General features: G+C 47.4%; 13 protein-coding genes, 1 tRNA gene and 1 pseudogene. 8 read left to right on the top strand and 7 right to left on the bottom strand.

Annotated elements, in window-relative coordinates:
- Nucleotides 1-25 precede the first annotated feature (25 nt).
- The 3 genes from BST99_RS09340 to BST99_RS09330 are packed head-to-tail and all read right to left on the bottom strand — an operon-like array spanning nucleotide 26 to nucleotide 3,178.
- On the bottom strand, nucleotides 26-1,456 hold the full coding sequence (locus BST99_RS09340) for a DUF4407 domain-containing protein (RefSeq protein WP_105001563.1): 1,431 nt from the start codon (nucleotides 1,454-1,456) through the stop codon (nucleotides 26-28).
- Nucleotides 1,446-1,760, bottom strand: coding sequence for a DUF4407 domain-containing protein (locus BST99_RS14810; RefSeq protein WP_105001562.1), 315 nt, complete (start codon nucleotides 1,758-1,760; stop codon nucleotides 1,446-1,448). The genes BST99_RS09340 and BST99_RS14810 overlap by 11 nt, the downstream gene beginning before the upstream one ends.
- Before the next feature lie 29 nt (nucleotides 1,761-1,789).
- Complete coding sequence (locus BST99_RS09330) at nucleotides 1,790-3,178, bottom strand: dipeptidase (protein WP_105001561.1); 1,389 nt, start codon at nucleotides 3,176-3,178, stop codon at nucleotides 1,790-1,792.
- 129 nt (nucleotides 3,179-3,307) lie between these two features.
- Between BST99_RS09330 and BST99_RS09325 the strand changes: the two genes are divergently transcribed.
- The 4 genes from BST99_RS09325 (at nucleotide 3,308) to BST99_RS09310 (ending at nucleotide 6,762) form a co-directional block, all read left to right on the top strand.
- Nucleotides 3,308-3,389 (top strand) — tRNA-Leu (locus tag BST99_RS09325).
- 241 nt (nucleotides 3,390-3,630) lie between these two features.
- Nucleotides 3,631-4,779, top strand: coding sequence for a DUF6851 domain-containing protein (locus BST99_RS09320; protein ID WP_105001560.1), 1,149 nt, complete (start codon nucleotides 3,631-3,633; stop codon nucleotides 4,777-4,779).
- A 5-nt stretch (nucleotides 4,780-4,784) separates the two neighbouring features.
- The gene (locus tag BST99_RS09315) at nucleotides 4,785-6,251 is read left to right on the top strand and encodes a T9SS type A sorting domain-containing protein (RefSeq protein WP_146106255.1); all 1,467 of its coding nucleotides are present in this window, start codon (nucleotides 4,785-4,787) and stop codon (nucleotides 6,249-6,251) included.
- 85 nt (nucleotides 6,252-6,336) lie between these two features.
- On the top strand, nucleotides 6,337-6,762 hold the full coding sequence (locus BST99_RS09310; protein WP_105001558.1) for a hypothetical protein: 426 nt from the start codon (nucleotides 6,337-6,339) through the stop codon (nucleotides 6,760-6,762).
- Nucleotide 6,763: 1 nt separating this feature from the next.
- On the opposite strand, the gene BST99_RS14365 is transcribed toward BST99_RS09310, so the two are convergent.
- From BST99_RS14365 to BST99_RS09300, 3 genes and pseudogenes are all read right to left on the bottom strand, one after another.
- Nucleotides 6,764-6,901 (bottom strand): hypothetical protein, encoded by a 138-nt coding sequence (locus BST99_RS14365; RefSeq protein WP_181044197.1) that lies wholly within the window; start codon nucleotides 6,899-6,901, stop codon nucleotides 6,764-6,766.
- Nucleotides 6,902-7,000: 99 nt separating this feature from the next.
- A complete protein-coding gene (locus BST99_RS09305; RefSeq protein ID WP_105001557.1) occupies nucleotides 7,001-8,347 on the bottom strand; it encodes a sugar porter family MFS transporter in 1,347 nt (448 codons plus the stop codon).
- Nucleotides 8,348-8,373: 26 nt separating this feature from the next.
- Nucleotides 8,374-9,500 (bottom strand): annotated as a pseudogene (locus BST99_RS09300) (3-deoxy-D-manno-octulosonic acid transferase).
- A 285-nt stretch (nucleotides 9,501-9,785) separates the two neighbouring features.
- Here BST99_RS09300 and BST99_RS09290 point away from each other — a divergent pair.
- The 4 genes from BST99_RS09290 (at nucleotide 9,786) to odhB (ending at nucleotide 16,151) form a co-directional block, all read left to right on the top strand.
- The gene (locus BST99_RS09290; RefSeq protein WP_105001554.1) at nucleotides 9,786-10,946 is read left to right on the top strand and encodes a DegT/DnrJ/EryC1/StrS family aminotransferase; all 1,161 of its coding nucleotides are present in this window, start codon (nucleotides 9,786-9,788) and stop codon (nucleotides 10,944-10,946) included.
- Nucleotides 10,943-11,959, top strand: a complete 1,017-nt coding sequence (galE, locus tag BST99_RS09285; RefSeq protein ID WP_105001553.1) for a UDP-glucose 4-epimerase GalE — start codon at nucleotides 10,943-10,945, stop codon at nucleotides 11,957-11,959. The genes BST99_RS09290 and galE overlap by 4 nt, the downstream gene beginning before the upstream one ends.
- A 131-nt stretch (nucleotides 11,960-12,090) precedes the next feature.
- The gene (locus BST99_RS09280; protein WP_105001552.1) at nucleotides 12,091-14,889 is read left to right on the top strand and encodes a 2-oxoglutarate dehydrogenase E1 component; all 2,799 of its coding nucleotides are present in this window, start codon (nucleotides 12,091-12,093) and stop codon (nucleotides 14,887-14,889) included.
- Between the two features lie 41 nt (nucleotides 14,890-14,930).
- Nucleotides 14,931-16,151 (top strand): 2-oxoglutarate dehydrogenase complex dihydrolipoyllysine-residue succinyltransferase, encoded by a 1,221-nt coding sequence (gene odhB / locus BST99_RS09275; protein WP_105001551.1) that lies wholly within the window; start codon nucleotides 14,931-14,933, stop codon nucleotides 16,149-16,151.
- 8 nt (nucleotides 16,152-16,159) lie between these two features.
- Here the strand turns inward: odhB and BST99_RS09270 are convergent, their stop codons facing one another.
- On the bottom strand, nucleotides 16,160-16,606 hold the full coding sequence (locus tag BST99_RS09270; protein ID WP_105001550.1) for a retropepsin-like aspartic protease family protein: 447 nt from the start codon (nucleotides 16,604-16,606) through the stop codon (nucleotides 16,160-16,162).
- Nucleotides 16,607-16,681: the final 75 nt, after the last annotated feature.

The raw sequence follows: 16,681 nt of genomic DNA, 5'->3' as shown, positions 1-16,681 counted from the left end.
TTAGGAATCCAAGAATCGGGCCAAACTATACGATCTCGCTTTCTTCGGCGGCTGATGCGCTGTCTTCTTCGTTGGACGAGGAATCGGAGGCCCCATTATCAGCAAGGCGTCCCTTCTCTTTTAGCCGGTTGAGATCGGCTTCTGCTTTTTGTTCTTGTTTGATACGCTGCATTTCCAGTTCCTTCATTTTGGCCTGGGTCTTCATCTGCGCTTTGTGTTCTCTTTCTTGGCGTTCACGCTCGAGTTGTTCTGCCAGCTCTCTTTCTTCGATTTCAGCCCGCTCTTTTTGCTTGATCAAGTCTTGTTCGTGCTTGATGCGTAAAGCTTCTTTTTTCTTTTGGGCTTCTTGCTGCTCTTCCAGTTTGGCGATCTCGGCTTCGTGGATGGTCTTTTGTTTTTCCAGTTCTGCTTTTTCGGCCGCTTTGATGGCAGCGCGTTCTGCTTTTAAGGCCTTGGTTTCGCTGCGAACAGCTAAGAGTTCGTCTTCTCGTTTAGACAAATAGGTGGCCGAGAAGAGTTTGATGTCGTACTTTAAGTGCTCGTTGACCATCCGCTCTCGGTATTCACGCCCTTCTTCTTTTAAGGCAGTGCGCAAGAGTTCACGGGCTTCTGTCTTGCCTATGCCCTCTGCAATCATTTCTTCTGTAATTTGTCCTCTAGCTGCTTCTTCCGAAACCCTTAATTCAGCATCATTGGTCGGATAGAGGGTACCCACTTCAGTCCAATAGGCGATTCGTCTTTGCATGTCTTCCCCAATCATTAGGGTTTTGTGCATTTCGAAATTGATGAGTTCCTTGTCGTAGTGCCCGACCCCGGATAAGAGTTTAGCCAGAATAGGGGCCATTTCTACCGCCATAAAGAGCAGCATAATGAAGACGGAGGGCAGGTGGCCGTTCTCACCTCCCAGCGTGTTCAGGGCAGCAATACGGGCCATCAGGCCATCGACTTCTTCAATAATGGGTTCGGATTCCGCGACTGAAGCTTCAAATTCTCCGGCCAGACTGTTCTGTATAGCCAGCAGACTATCAATGCTCGCGTTGTTTCTCAATTGGGTCGCCTGCAGATCCAAAACACTCAGGTCATACTGGGCTTTTTTATCGGCGTAAACAGGGCCTTTTCCTCTTAGGCCTGTTCCAGCGGTCCCTTCAGCCTCTGTAATAAAGCTTTCATAGAGTTGTTGAGAGCGTTCTGTTTTGGTCGCGATTTCGGATCGAAGTCGATTGATTTCTCCTTCTAGGGCTTGTTTTTGCGGACCGTAGATCTGCCCGATTTGTTCGCGCGCTTCCAAGCGAAGCTGGTTTTTTTCTTCGGCAATGACTTGGTTGATCTCTTTTTCGAAGATCTTCATTTCGAGAGGTTTCGAAATCACCACCGCGATAACCAAAGCCAGCACGATACGCGGAAACCCTTGCCACCATTCCCTGGACTTGTCTTCAATAAAGAAGTCATTGATCATCGGTTTCGGCCATTTCCGAAGGGGACTTCAACCAGAGTTTTTTCATACTGGCCACCAGGTAGCGGTCCAAAGCATAAATCATACAGCCCCACAACAGTCCAAAGCCGATGGCTATGTAGAGATTGTCGAAAATGGTGTATAAAGCATAGGAGCCCGAGACAAAGGCAAAGAAGGACGTCAGGGCGACGATGGCCCCGATGTTACGGAACTTCTTTTGCTCACCATCTGGACAAAGTTCCAAAATGTGCCGATCGACACCGGAACTAAAAGTAAAAAAACTACGAAAAGGTTGAAAGCCAGACATATCGATACTTAATGCTTCAATCTACGAATTCAGGACCAATGAGCCGTATAATTTTTGAAAAAATGGGGTATGGTCTCAATACCCTTCAGGAAATTCCAAATTCCGAAGTGCTCATTCGGGCTGTGGATGGCATCACTGTCCAGACCAAAGCCCATAAGAATGGTCTTGCTTTCTAGCACCTCCTCAAAAAGAGCTACAATAGGTATACTTCCTCCCGTGCGCTGAGGTACGGGCTTTTTGCCGAAGGTTGTTTCCATAGCAGCGGCTGCAGCCCGGTAACCAGGACTATCAATCGGGGTAACGTAACCCTGTCCGCCATGGTGAGGGGTTACTTTTACCTTAACGCTGTCTGGTGCAATCGCTTCAAAGTGCTTGGTAAATAAATCGGTTATTTCATTCCAATCCTGATGAGGCACCAAGCGCATCGAAATTTTCGCATAGGCTTTGGAAGCGATCACCGTTTTGGCGCCTTCGCCTGTGTACCCACCCCAGATTCCGTTGACGTCCAGTGTAGGTCGAATAGAGAACCGTTCTGTAGTGCTGTAACCATTTTCACCTTCTACATCCCCAATATCAAGTGCTTTTTTGTATTCTTCCAAATCAAAAGGAGCCTTGGCCATTTCGGCTCTTTCTTCTGCAGAGAGAACCTCCACTTTGTCGTAAAAGCCCGGGATGGTGATGTGCCCATTTTCGTCGTGTAAAGAAGCCACCATTTTGGCTAGTACATTGATAGGATTCGGCACTGCACCCCCGTAGATTCCAGAGTGCAAGTCCCGGTTGGGGCCGGTCACTTCCACCTCGACATAACTAAGTCCTCTTAGCCCAGTGGTGATGGAAGGCACATCGTTGGCAATAATTCCCGTATCGGAAATCAAGATGATGTCATTCGACAGTAACTCTTTGTTTTCGTTTAAGAAATCCGCCAGGCTGTCCGATCCCACTTCTTCCTCTCCCTCAATCATAAACTTGATGTTGCAGGGAAGCTCGTTTTCTCGAACCATGTATTCCAAGGCCTTAACGTGCATAAAGAACTGCCCTTTGTCGTCGCAGGCTCCTCGTGCAAAAATGGCTCCATCCGGATGTAAATCGGTCTTTTTGATCACCGGTTCGAAGGGAGGGGAATCCCATAGGTCCATTGGGTCCGGGGGTTGAACATCATAGTGGCCATAAACCAAGACGGTGGGCAGCTTGGGATCGATGATTTTTTCGCCATATACGACAGGGTAGCCCTTGGTTTCGCAAATTTCAACCCGGTCACAACCGGCTTGATCTAAAGCGATTTTAACAGCCTCTGCTGTTTGAATAACATCTTCTGAAAAGGCCGTGTCAGCGCTGATCGAAGGAATTTTTAAAAGGTCGATGAGTTCGGCTATAAAACGCTCTTTGTGTTGATCGATATACGACTGTATTGTAGACATTGAGGGATAAATCAAATTTTAACGAAATTACGTAAAGAACTTTTTATGGCATCCCTTCTGTCTAATTGTAAAATTGATCTATATTTGCACTCCCTAAAGGAAAACAGCCCTTAAGGGTAGTCTACAAACGCGGATGTGGTGGAACTGGTAGACACGCTAGATTTAGGATCTAGTGCCGCAAGGCGTGGGGGTTCGATTCCCTTCATCCGCACGTAAAACCCAGAGAGATTTTGATCTGCTCTGGGTTTTTTATTTAAATGATGTAGTGGTTCTTCACCTCTTTCTAGTAGATCCACTTGTTTACGCACTTTTTAAAGTCCAAGCTTCTCTTTCGCTTTTTAAGTAAGCCAGCTAGTCAAAAGGATTTATTGACCGGTCCAGAACTGGGGTATTTTATCGAATGAATCCTGAAAAAAAAGGAGTTTTGGATATCTTTAGTGCAATTACCGCCTATGAAAAAAATCTACCCCCTGCTTTTTTTGCTGCTGAGTTGTTCGGTTTTTGGTCAGAGTAGCCATTCTGCAGCCCGAGAATGGAACGAAATTTTATTGACGGGGATTCGGGGTGACTTTGCACGACCAACGGTACACGCTCGAAATTTATTCCACTCTTCTATAATCCTCTACGATGCCTGGGCCTTGTTTGACGACACCTCCCAGACCGTGTTCTTGGGCAAGGAGTACCAGGATTACTTCTGTGATTTTGAAGGACTGGAATTTTCTGGAGATGCAGAGGAGGCCCGATCGGCTGTGATGAGCTATGGTATGTACCGTTTGCTCTTGCACCGGTTTGCAGACTCTCCGGGTTTTATGGAGTTACGCTCGGCGGCGGAAGGCTATATGGTTGAACTGGGTCTGGACCTGAACTTCACTTCCACGGACTACCGTGAGGGTTCTGCGGCGGCTTTAGGGAATTACCTCGCCGAACAAATTATTGCTTTTGGCTTGGCGGATGGTTCGAATGAAGACGTCTCCTACAACAATGTATTTTACTTTCCTGTCAATGACCCTCTTATTTTGGAGAGCAGTCAGACGGTGAATGAAATGAATGATCCCAACCGCTGGCAGCCCTTAGCTTTTGATGTTTTTGTCGATCAATCCGGCAATGTGTTGCCGAATAACATTCCTGATTTTTTAAGTCCCGAATGGGGGGTAGTCAAGCCCTTTGCTTTGAAAGAAACGGATTTGGAAATTCTCAACAATGGCTTTGATAGTTATATCTACCGAGATCCGGGTGCCCCTCCCTCTATTCAGAACTCCACTGCCAATGGGATAGAAGATCCTTACAAATGGAATTTTGCCATGGTTGCTGCCTGGTCGGCCCATTTGGATCCGAATGATCCTACAGAGATTGATATTTCACCGGGCTCTATTGGCAATGTTTCTCCCGAGAATTACCCAGATAGCTTTGAAGAGTATCAGAATTTTTACCGCTTTGCCGAAGGTGGTGATATCGGTCAGGGGCACGATTTGAATCCAGTGACCAATGCGCCTTATGCACCTCAAATGGTGAAGCGTTCGGATTATGCCCGTGTATTGGCTGAGTTCTGGCCGATGGGCCGGATTCCGAAACGCCTCCGGGCCACTGGTTTACGATCTTGAACTATGTGAGCGACCACCCGCAAACGGTGAAGCGAATCAAAGGCAGCGGAGAGCTGGTTTCTGATTTGGAATGGGATGTAAAGGCGTATTTGGCCATGGGGGGTGCGATGCACGATGCAGCGGTAACCACCTGGGGTGTTAAGGGCTATTACGACTATATCCGTCCGGTTTCGGCTATTCGTTATATGGCTCGAGGCCAAAGCAGTGATCCAGCACTTCCCAGTTTTGATCCCCATGGATTGCCGCTAATCCCAGGATTGATTGAATTGATTGAAGCCGGTGATCCCCTCGCCGGAGCTTCTGACGAAAATGTGGGTCGCCTCAAATTATACACTTGGAGAGGGCCCGATTTTATTGGGGATCCGGAGGTCGACGCCGCAGGTGTAGGCTGGATTTTTGCGACCGATTGGTGGCCTTACCAAAGACCCTCTTTTGTGACTCCGCCTTTTGCAGGCTATGTTTCCGGACATTCGACCTTCTCTAGTGCAGCAGCGGAGGTGTTAACCCTCTTTACAGGAGATGCCTTTTTTCCTGGGGGGATGGGAGTTTTTGATGTCGTTCAGAATGAATTTTTAGTCTTTGAAGAAGGCCCGACGAGTAGTTTCTCACTTCAGTGGGCGACCTATCGAGATGCTTCCGACCAGACGAGTTTATCCAGAATTTGGGGAGGTATTCACCCTCCAGTAGACGATATACCGGGACGTAAACTGGGACTGGCCATTGGTACCGATGCTTTTGCATTGGCGGATCGCTACTTCGAAGGTCTGGAAGACATTCCGGCCGATAACTTCCTGGTCCAAACACAAGCCGAAAGTTGTACTGGTAGTGCCAATGGTCGTCTAGTGGTGACGGCCAATGAGTTCCGAAACTACCGAGCCCGTATTGGCAACCAAGAATACACTTTTACGGAAAGCCTGACTATTGAGTCCTTGGCTGCTGGCACTTATGAACTTTGCCTTAGCATTGACGGCAATGCCGAGTTTGAACGTTGCTTTGGTGTTGTATTACCAGAGGGGCAAGGATTGAATGCGGGGTCTAAAGAGAGTCCGGACGGGAAGCGTTTGTTTTTAGAGGTCTTCAGTGGAACTCCGCCCTTTGTGGTTAAACTGGACAACGAAATCCTCGGGGAGTTTGATGGATTTAGCTACGAAATGGAGAGACCCTCCAGCGGAGTGTTGACCTTGACGTCCAAGCTGCCTTGCGAAGGTATCTTTAGTCGCTTTTTGTCGCCCACTGATAGGGGTTATGTCTTTCCGAATCCCGTGCTTGTGGAAACGACGGTGTTTGCGAACGCCCCGGATGGCTGGGTGAAGTACCAATTGTACAATACAGCCGGCCAAGTCGTGAAAACGAGCGAGGTGTATTGCAGGGAAAAACGATTCGACTTGGTCGTGGAGGAGTTACCCGCAGGTTTGTATTTCTTGCAATTAGACAATTCGACCAAAACCACTTACCGTATACTGAAGCAATAGGCCGAAATTTCTGTCCTTGGGACGCCTTCTTTTCTGACGTCTTCTGTTTGCTCTAAATGCTTAACTTAGAGGAAATTAAAGGTCTATGCGCAAACTGTACTCCTCCCTGCTTTTTGTTCTCTTTGCTTCCCTTGTAACTCCGGTAAAAGGGCAGAGTACTTTTGGGTCTGAATACGACTTAATCAATTTACTCTGTCAGGAATGGCAGATGTCTCATGGAGAAGTGGATGGATTGAAGATTCAAGGTGTTGAAGCCATCAAGGATCGCTTTGTGTTTTACCACAACAAAACCTATACCCTATTAAAGTCTGACTCCACGGTTATTCGAGGGATATGGAAATACAATAAACTGAGAAAAAGATTCGAAATGCGCCTGCAGGAGGCGGGGCAAATTCAGGCCGTTATTGAAGAAATTGGCCCTGATCGTTTTGTCTTATTGCCCGTGCTACAATCGGAACCCTCCAGGAAGGTGTTTAACCGGTTTCGCTACTACTACAACAGAATGCAGTGATTTAGGACTCTGGAAGGAGGCCTAAGAAATTCAGCCCGATGCTAATTACAACCGAGGCGAGAATAAGAAGAAGTACAAAGACCATAAGCCTCAATACCGCATTGAGCATATTGGTACCAAAAGAAGGTTGTTCCGACATGGTGGTTATTTTTCTCCAATGTAAGGATTTCAGGTGAGACCTCGGAGGGTTTCCCTGAATCTATTCGACTAGATGTCAGTAATATGCGATAGATGGAAGTTAGAGCTGATCTTCCATTTGCTCCAAAGAAACCCCTTTGGTTTCGGGCATCATGAACAGCACAAAAAATAGTTGAAATACCATCATCACCGCAAAGAAGACAAAGATGGGCCAGGGGTTGTCCTTAAAGATGCCTTTGTCCGCATCTAAAAATAAAGGCGTTAGCAGGGTTATGGCCGCTGCGAATACCCAGTGTGTACCGGTTCCCCAGGATTGGCCGTAGGAGCGCACTCGGTTGGGGAAGATTTCAGAAATAAACACCCAGATCACTGCGCCTTGTCCTACGGCATGCGCTGCTATAAAGACCAGAATGAAGGTGAGCAACAGATTGGACGATGCGCCGCTGTAAAAGCACCAAGCGACCATGGCCAAACTGATAATGTACCCCCAGGAACCAATCTTCATCAGTTGACGCCGACCAAGCTGATCAATTAGGCGAATGCCTAAGAGTGTAAAGACCAGGTTGACAATCCCAATAGAGATGGAGCTGAAGAGAGAGTCTTTAGCGGCCAGTCCGGCGCGTTCCAATATTTCAGGGGCGTAATACAGCACGAAATTGATCCCGGAAAGCTGATTGAATAAGGCCAGTAAAAAGGCCAAGAGTACAGGTTTTTTATATTGAGCAGAGAACAGCCTGGAGGACGTTTTTTTACCGAGTGACTCCCGTTTGGTGGCTTCTTGAATCTCTACTACCTTTTGTTCTGCCTCTTCAGGTGATGCGATGGTGGCTAATACCGCTTGCGCCCCTGCAGCATCGTTTTGCTTGAGGATGAGCCAGCGTGGACTGTTGGGAATACGCAGCACCATAAAGCAGTAGGCGAGGGCAGGGATGGCCTCTACTCCGAGCATCCAGCGCCAATCATTTTCTCCACCCACCCCTTTGAGCAAGTAATTAGAGATGAAGGCGATAAAGATTCCGAAAACAATATTGAACTGGTACATAGCGCCCAGTCGCCCCCGGTTTTTAGCTGTTGCGATTTCAGAAATGTAGACCGGTGCAGCAACCGAAGAGGCTCCAACACCAACTCCTCCGATAAAGCGGAAGAAAGAAAAGAGATAAGGGTCAGGGGCCAGAGCAGAACCCAAGGCAGAAGCGAAATAAAGCACTCCAATCCAAAAAAGGGTCCTTTTACGACCCAAACGATCACAGGGAATCCCGCCGGCCAAAGAACCGACAACGGTTCCCCACAAGGCCATGGACATAATGAACACACCGTGAAAAAGAGGAGAGGTGTCCCAAAGTTCTTTTATGGGCAGGTTGGCACCGCTGATGACGACGGTGTCAAAACCAAAGAGGAAGCCGGCTAAGGCTGCGGTAAGTGAAATTTTAAATTCGCGGTTGTTCATGGTAGGTCATTATAACTCGCCCTAAACTAAGTGATTTTTGTGAATTCTTGCACGACATTAAAAGCCTGGTCGGTAGCTCCCAGCTGCTCTTCGCAGTACTTTCGTCCACGGCGGTATACTTCTGAAAACGCGGGATCTTTTTGTTTTAAATTCTCCAGACTGTCATAGAATTCAGTTGCGGAACAAATAGAGAAAACGGCCTCCAATTTCACTAGATCAACGGCTTCAGGAAACTTGTTAAAGTGAGGACCTATCCAGACCGGAATACCAAAGACAACAGCTTCCAGAATGTTGTGTAAGCCTGTCGAAAACCCCCCTCCCACATAGGCGGCGGTGGCGTATTGGTAGGTCCGACTCAAAAGCCCGATGGTGTCTAATACCAGAATTTCAGCCTGTTGAAGTTTGATCAAATCTTCCGCCGTGAGAGCCCCCTTTTTGTGTTCTGCTATACTCAAAGAAGAGAATCGCAGAATGGGTTTTTTTATCTGCTGTGCCAGGTGTTGGATTTTGGTTTCATTGAGTTGGTGAGGTGCAATAACCCAGCGGTAGGCCAGCTCTTCGTTATTTATGCTAGGCAAAAGAACTTCTTCATCCTCCGGCCAACTGCTTCCTACGACAAAGAGTTTCTTTTCGCCTTTGAAGTGCTTGATTAGGGGCAGGGGAGAGGCGGCAAGTCTTGTGTTTTCGACCCGGTCAAAGCGGGAATCTCCCGTGATCAGAACAGGACGATCGATGTGTTTTTGCAGTAATTCAGCAGAAATCTGATTCTGTACAAAAAAGGTGTGGATGTAAGAGAGCTGTTTTCGCATCCACCCTCCGTAAGGTCTAAAGTAAATCTGTTCAGGATGAAATCGAGCCGAAAGTAAAAAGACGGGAATACCTCGACGCTTTAGCTCCAAAAGGGTGTTGGGCCAAATTTCGTATTTCACGAAAATCGCGATTTTGGATTCCACTTATCGATAAATGTCCGAGCTCCAATAGGTGTGTCTAAAGGCAGATAAGTGACAAATTCGGCTTCGGCCTTGTTCTTTTTGATCTCATAGCCCGAAGGCGAAAAAAAGCTCACCACACGCTCTTGCTTCGGATGGCTCTTGCCCCATTTCTCTAATAGAGGCAGACCTTGTTCGTATTCGCCCAAGGAGGCGACATGCATCCAAAAGGTTCCCTTTTGGCTGGGGCTTGCTTGTTGATTGAGGGCAAGCGCTTCCTTTCTGCTTTTAAGGAAGTATCGGATCTTTTTGCTAAACAGAGCAACTACAGGCAAAAGCCCGCTGGTCAACTGAATCAGTAAGGAGTAAAAGAATCTCATCGAGTAGCCGTCGTCTCGTTTTGATGCGAAGTTACATTTCTTGCTATCAACCGAAGCCCCGGGACCATTATTTGTTATTTTTGAATCAACGATACTCCCGGGTCGGGATATCGTCTAATACGCTACTCCATGAAGAAAATACAGATGGTTGACCTGGTGGGGCAATACGAGGAGATTAAGGAAGAGGTGAATTCTTCATTTCAGGAAATTTTAAGCAGCGCGGCCTTCGTTAATGGCCCCCATGTAAAGGCCTTCCAACAGGAATTGGAAGAGTACCTCGGGGTAAAACACGTCATTCCCTGTGCTAATGGAACCGACGCCCTGCAAATCTGCATGATGGGATTGGGTTTAAAACCCGGTGATGAAGTTATTACAGCGGATTTCACTTTTGCCGCAACCGTAGAAGTTATTGCTCTTTTGGGTCTTACCCCGGTCTTGGTTGATGTGGACCCGGAGACCTTTAATATCGATCCCCAGGCAGTAGAAAAAGCCATTACTCCCAAGACAAAAGCAATTGTACCCGTTCATTTGTTCGGGCAATGCGCTGACATGGACCAACTTTTGGCACTTGCAGAAAAACACAATTTGTACCTGATCGAGGACAATGCTCAAGCCATTGGTGCAACACATACTTCTGCCGACGGGACGAAGAAAAAGGCCGGTGTTCTTGGACAAGTGGCCTCGACCTCCTTTTTCCCTTCGAAAAATCTGGGTTGCTACGGAGACGGTGGAGCAATTTTTACCAATGACGATGATTTAGCGCATACCTTGAGAGGAATCGTCAATCACGGGATGTACGAGCGCTACCACCATGATGTGGTCGGAGTTAATTCTCGTTTGGATTCACTGCAGGCGGCCGTATTGCGTGCCAAGCTTCCTAAATTGGATCAGTACAACGAACAACGTCGAGCCGCTGCTCGACGTTATAACGAATTGCTGGCGAATCAGCCCGACATTATCTTGCCCAAAACAGGGCAGGGCTGTGAAGGGGTTTGTGCGACTTGTGACTGCCACGTGTTTCACCAATATACCCTAAAAATCACCAACGGAAAACGCGATGGCCTGGTTCAACACCTGCAGAGCAAAGGCATTCCGTGTGGGGTGTATTATCCCATCCCCCTGCACCGCCAGAAGGCTTACCTCGATGAGCGGTACAACGAGGCCGATTTCGGAGTCACTAACCAACTTTCCGATGAAGTCATTTCTCTCCCCATGCATACGGAACTAACAGACGATCAGCAATCTTTTATCGCTGAGAGCGTTCTGGAATACATAAACCAAAACCCATGAAAATACTGGTCACCGGAGGACTAGGCTTTATTGGCTCCCACACCGTAGTCGAATTGCAAAATGAAGGCTATGATGTTGTCGTTATCGATAACCTGGCCAACTCCTCTACTCAGGTGCTGGATGGAATTGAGGCCATATCTGGTAAACGTCCTGCATTCGAAGAGCTCGATTTACGAGACAAAAGCGAGGTGGAAGACTTTTTTAAGCGGCATTCGAATTTGAATGGAGTGATTCATTTCGCAGCATCCAAAGCCGTTGGCGAGAGTGTACAGGATCCCTTGCTCTATTACGAGAACAACCTTGGGGTGCTGACCTATATGCTCCAAAACCTGATTACGACCGATAGAGCCAACTTTATTTTTAGTTCTTCCTGTACGGTCTATGGGCAGGCTGATGAGATGCCGATTACGGAGAATGCTCCGGTAAAGGCGGCAGAGTCTCCCTACGGAAACACCAAGCAAGTTGGGGAAGAAATCATCAAGGACACTTGCAAAGTGAATCCGCAGCTCAATGCGATTGCTTTGCGCTACTTCAACCCTATTGGAGCGCATCCGTCGGCTGAAATCGGGGAGTTGCCTTTGGGCGTTCCTCAAAACCTCGTTCCCTATATCACCCAAACGGGTATGGGATTACGAGAGCAATTGTCTGTTTTTGGGGATGATTATCCGACCGAAGACGGGACCTGTATTCGTGATTACATCCATGTAGTGGATCTCGCCAAAGCTCACGTTGTTGCTCTGCAACGACTGATGGACGACAAGAATGAAGAGAACTTTGAAGTCTTCAATCTCGGTACAGGAAAGGGCAGTTCAGTTCTGGAAGTGATTGCCAGTTTTGAACGGGTTTCCGGCGAAAAACTCAATTACAAGATTGCTGCACGCCGGGCAGGAGACGTCGTGCAAGCCTATGCTGACACTTCGAAAGCCAATGAGGTTTTGGGATGGACGGCAGTCTCCACCTTGGATGATGCGCTGAAGTCTGCCTGGATTTGGGAGCAAAAAATTCGATCTTAATTTCTTAGAAGTAGTTTGAACTAAAAATTACGGCGACCTCCGCTTTTGTTATGCGGTGAAATTGTGGTTGTAACAACTCTATTTGTTGTATTTTTGCCCTTAGCAAATTTTGTATTGCAGACCCGGTCTTTATGGATAGATTTTCCTTCTTAAACGCAGCCCATACTTCTTATTTTGCTGAACTCTACGAGCAGTACTTGGAAGATCCAGACCAATTGGAACCCAGCTGGAAAGCCTTTTTTCAGGGTTTTGATTTTGGAATGGAGAGCGGATTAGACGAATTGGAACTCGCATTAGGAGAAGCCGGTGAGCTCAGCGCAGTCAATGGAATGGCAGTTAATCCGCCTGAATCCCTGCAAAAGGAATTTCAGGTCATCAAACTGATTGATGGCTACCGTACACGAGGGCATTTGTTTACCAAAACAAACCCTGTCCGAGAGCGCAGAACCTATAAGCCAAGTTTGGCTCTTGAGAATTTTGGATTGAGCTCCGATGATTTAGACACGGTTTTTACGGCTGGTTCTATTTTGGGACTGGGGCCAAAAAGCCTGCGCGAGATTATTGAGCACCTTGAGCGAATCTACTGTGATGCCATTGGTGTAGAATATATGTACATACGCACACCGGAGCGTATCGAGTGGATTCAGCAGTGGTTGAATGTTAATGACAATCACCCGTCCTTCAGTCCGGATGAAAAAAGAAACATCTTGCGAAAACTCAACGAAGCCGTCTCATTCGAAGGGTTTTTGCACACCAAATACGTCGGTCAAAAACGCTTTTCCCTGGAAGGAGGAGAGTCTTTGATTCCTGCCTTGGATACTATTATTGAAAAGGCAGCAGATCAAGGGGTTAAGCAGTTTGTCATGGGGATGGCCCACCGGGGTCGCCTGAATGTGCTTACCAATATTTTTGGGAAATCTCCCAAAGATATTTTTAGTGAGTTTGACGGAAAAGACTATGAAGAAACCATTTTTGACGGAGATGTGAAGTACCACTTGGGGTGGACTTCTTCCCGCGAAGCCGATTCGGGCAAGATGGTTCAAATGAATATTGCGCCCAACCCTTCTCACCTGGAAACGGTGAATTCCATTGTAGAAGGAATAACACGGGCCAAACAAGATAAGGATCACCCGGATAACCCTTCCGAAGTGTTGCCTATTTTGGTGCACGGAGATGCCGCTTTTGCTGGTCAAGGAGTGGTATACGAGGTCATCCAAATGGCCAAACTGGATGGTTACACTACCCAAGGAACGATTCATATCGTGGTCAATAATCAGATTGGTTTTACCACCAACTACCTCGATGCAAGGTCTTCGACCTATTGTACGGATGTAGGGAAGGTGACACTTTCTCCTGTATTGCACGTCAACGCCGATGATGCTGAAGCAGTAGTGCATGCTGCTGTATTTGCTTTGGAGTACCGTATGCGTTTTAAACGTGATATCTTTCTGGATTTATTGGGTTACCGGAAATACGGTCACAACGAAGGGGATGAGCCGAAGTTTACTCAGCCACTTTTGTACAAATCCATTTCGAAGCACAAGAACCCAAGGGATCAATACGCTGAACGCCTTTTGGCAGAAGGAGTCATTGATGCTGGTCATGTTCAACAGCTCGAAAAGGATTATAAAGAAGCTTTGGAGGAAGATTTACTCGATTCCCGTAAAATTGAAAAAACCCGAATCACTCCCTTTATGAGTGATGCTTGGGAAGGACTGGTTCGCGTAGACGAACAGGAGATGATGAAGACGGTTGACACCTCTTACCCGCTCGAGAAGTTGAACCAACTTGCAGAGCGCATCACTGGCTTGCCTGCCGATAAAAAATTCCTCAGAAAAATTGTTCGCCTCATTGAAGGGCGCAAACAGATGTATTTTGATTCCAATAAATTGGATTGGGCCATGGGAGAACTCCTGGCCTATGCCAGTTTGCTGGAAGAAGGTTACGATGTGCGCATGACCGGACAGGATGTAGAAAGGGGAACCTTCTCTCACCGTCATGCGGTCATTAAAACTGAAATGCACGAAGAGGAAGTGATTTTGCTCAACGAATTGGGGGAGCAGCAGAACGGTCATTTCGACATCTACAATTCCCTGCTTTCAGAATACGCGGTCATGGGCTATGACTATGGTTACGCCATGGCGAGCCCAAACACCTTGACCATCTGGGAAGCCCAGTTTGGAGACTTCAGTAATGGAGCGCAAATTGTGATTGATCAGTATTTATCTTCCGCTGAGGATAAGTGGAAATTGCAAAACGGTTTGGTGCTCTTGTTGCCTCACGGATATGAAGGGCAAGGTGCGGAGCACTCTTCTGGACGTATGGAGCGCTATCTGCAGCTTTGTGCCAAGGATAATATGTTTGTCGCTGACGTAACGACCCCAGCCAATTTATTTCACCTGATTCGCCGTCAGATGAAGGCCAAATACCGCAAACCTTTGGTGGTGTTCACCCCCAAGAGTTTATTGAGACATCCCGAGGTGGTTTCGACCAAGGAAGAGATGGCGGAAGGGAGTTTTCAACCCCTTATCGACGATCTTGTCGCAGACAGTAACCAGGTAAAGACTTTGGTCTTCTGTACGGGTAAATTCTATTACGATTTAAAGAAGAAGAGAGAAGCCAATGGCCGAGACGATGTTGCTTTGGTTCGCCTGGAACAACTCTTCCCTTTGCCTGTTGAGGCCATACGCAAAACCATTCACCGCTATAAAAAAGCAGTCGATGTGGTTTGGGCACAAGAAGAACCACGAAACATGGGTGCCTGGGGGCACTTGTTGTTGCACTTGGAAGAAGCGCGCGATTTCCGTGTAGCTTCTCGAAGATTTTACGGGGCTCCTGCTGCCGGTAGCACAGTGCGTTCAGCACGCAGACACCAGCAGGTGATCGATTACGTATTTGACAAGACAAAAGACAATATGCAGCTCAGTTAAGAGGAGCTGTTAACCGAATTCCAAGACGATAAAGTACAGTTATGATTCTTGAAATGAAAGTGCCCTCACCAGGGGAGTCCATCACAGAAGTAGAAATTGCCCAATGGTTGGTGCAAGACGGAGACTATGTTGAAAAGGACCAAGCCATTGCCGAGGTAGACTCGGACAAGGCGACTCTGGAATTGCCAGCAGAGGCCAGTGGAACCATCACCCTGAAAGCTGAAGAAGGCGATGCCGTTGAGGTTGGGCAGGTGGTTTGCCTGATTGACACTTCTGCTGAGAAGCCAGAAGGTGGAGGAGCTTCTGAATCTGCTGCGCCAGCTTCACAGCCTGCTGCGCCTGCTCCAAGTGCGCCGGCCGAAAGCAATCAAAAAGAGACTTACGCCAGTGGGACGCCTTCTCCTGCAGCCAAGAAAATCTTGGATGAAAAAGGAATCGCTCCTTCTGAAGTAAGCGGTACTGGTCGTGATGGACGTATTACCAGGGAGGATGCTGTTCAGGCCAAACCGGCCATGGGCTCCTTCGCTGAAGGGGCGAACCGAGGCCAAACCCGATCCAAGCTTTCTATGCTTCGTAGAAAAGTAGCGGAACGCTTGGTTTCTGCCAAGAATGAAACAGCCATGTTGACCACCTTCAACGAGGTGGATATGTCGCCTATTTTCGCCCTTCGCAAGCAGTACAAAGAGGAATTCAAAGAAAAGCACGGTGTGAGTTTAGGCTTTATGTCTTTCTTCACTAAAGCCGTTATTCGAGGTTTGCAGCAATTCCCTGCGGTAAACTCCATGATCGACGGTAAAGAAATGGTCTCTTACGACTTTTGTGATATCAGTATTGCGGTATCCGGACCCAAAGGATTGATGGTTCCTGTGATTCGCAATGCGGAAGAATTGACCTTTAGAGGGGTTGAAGCAGAAGTGAAGCGCCTTGCCCTGAGGGCTCGTGATGGTGAGATTACCGTTGATGAAATGACCGGAGGAACCTTTACCATTTCGAATGGAGGAGTCTTTGGGTCCATGCTTTCTACGCCGATAATCAACCCTCCACAGAGTGGTATTTTGGGGATGCATAATATCGTAGAGCGCCCTATTGTTCGCGATGGAGAGATTGTCGTTGCTCCTATTATGTATGTCGCTCTTTCTTACGATCACCGCATCATCGATGGACGGGAGTCTGTTGGATTCTTGGTCGCGGTTAAGGAGGCCCTGGAGAATCCAGAAGAGCTCCTGATGGATGGCGATATCAAAAAGGCGCTTGAGCTTTAAGCCTGTTTTTATTTGAGTTTAAGGTAGAGGCATCTTTTGTCGTAGTCGATAATGGCCTTTCCTTTTTTAAGGATGTCTGCACCGATGATGCCTTGAACTGGTGAGCTGTTGTGGGCGACAAGAGCTTGGTTGACGTGAACCAGGTCAAAGACCACCAAGGGCATTTTGCTGCGTTTCCATTTCCCGATTTTCACCTTGTTTTTTGAAGCCATCCAGGTGTCCATTTCGAGTGCGCCTGCTCCGGCAGCTTTGATTTCGGATTCCTTGGTCTTTAAGCCAAATTGTGTCTGACTGTTGATATCGATACAGGTGTTGGAGGCGCCGGTGTCCAGTATAAACCGTCCGTTGATGCCGTTGATTTTGGCTTTGATTTCGAAGTGATTGCTCGGGGTGTATTTCAGGGGGATTTGGGTGTAGTTTTTCTCTTTGAGAAAGGACTTTAGGCGTTTTTTCATATTCCTTAAAGATAACCTTCTTTTTTTGAGCACTTAACAGCACAAAGCCTTGACCTTGGGCCGAAGCGCCCTATT

This window comes from Aureicoccus marinus (assembly GCF_002954325.1).
Classification (GTDB): domain Bacteria; phylum Bacteroidota; class Bacteroidia; order Flavobacteriales; family Flavobacteriaceae; genus Aureicoccus; species Aureicoccus marinus.
This window is presented reverse-complemented; position numbering and strand designations above follow the sequence as displayed.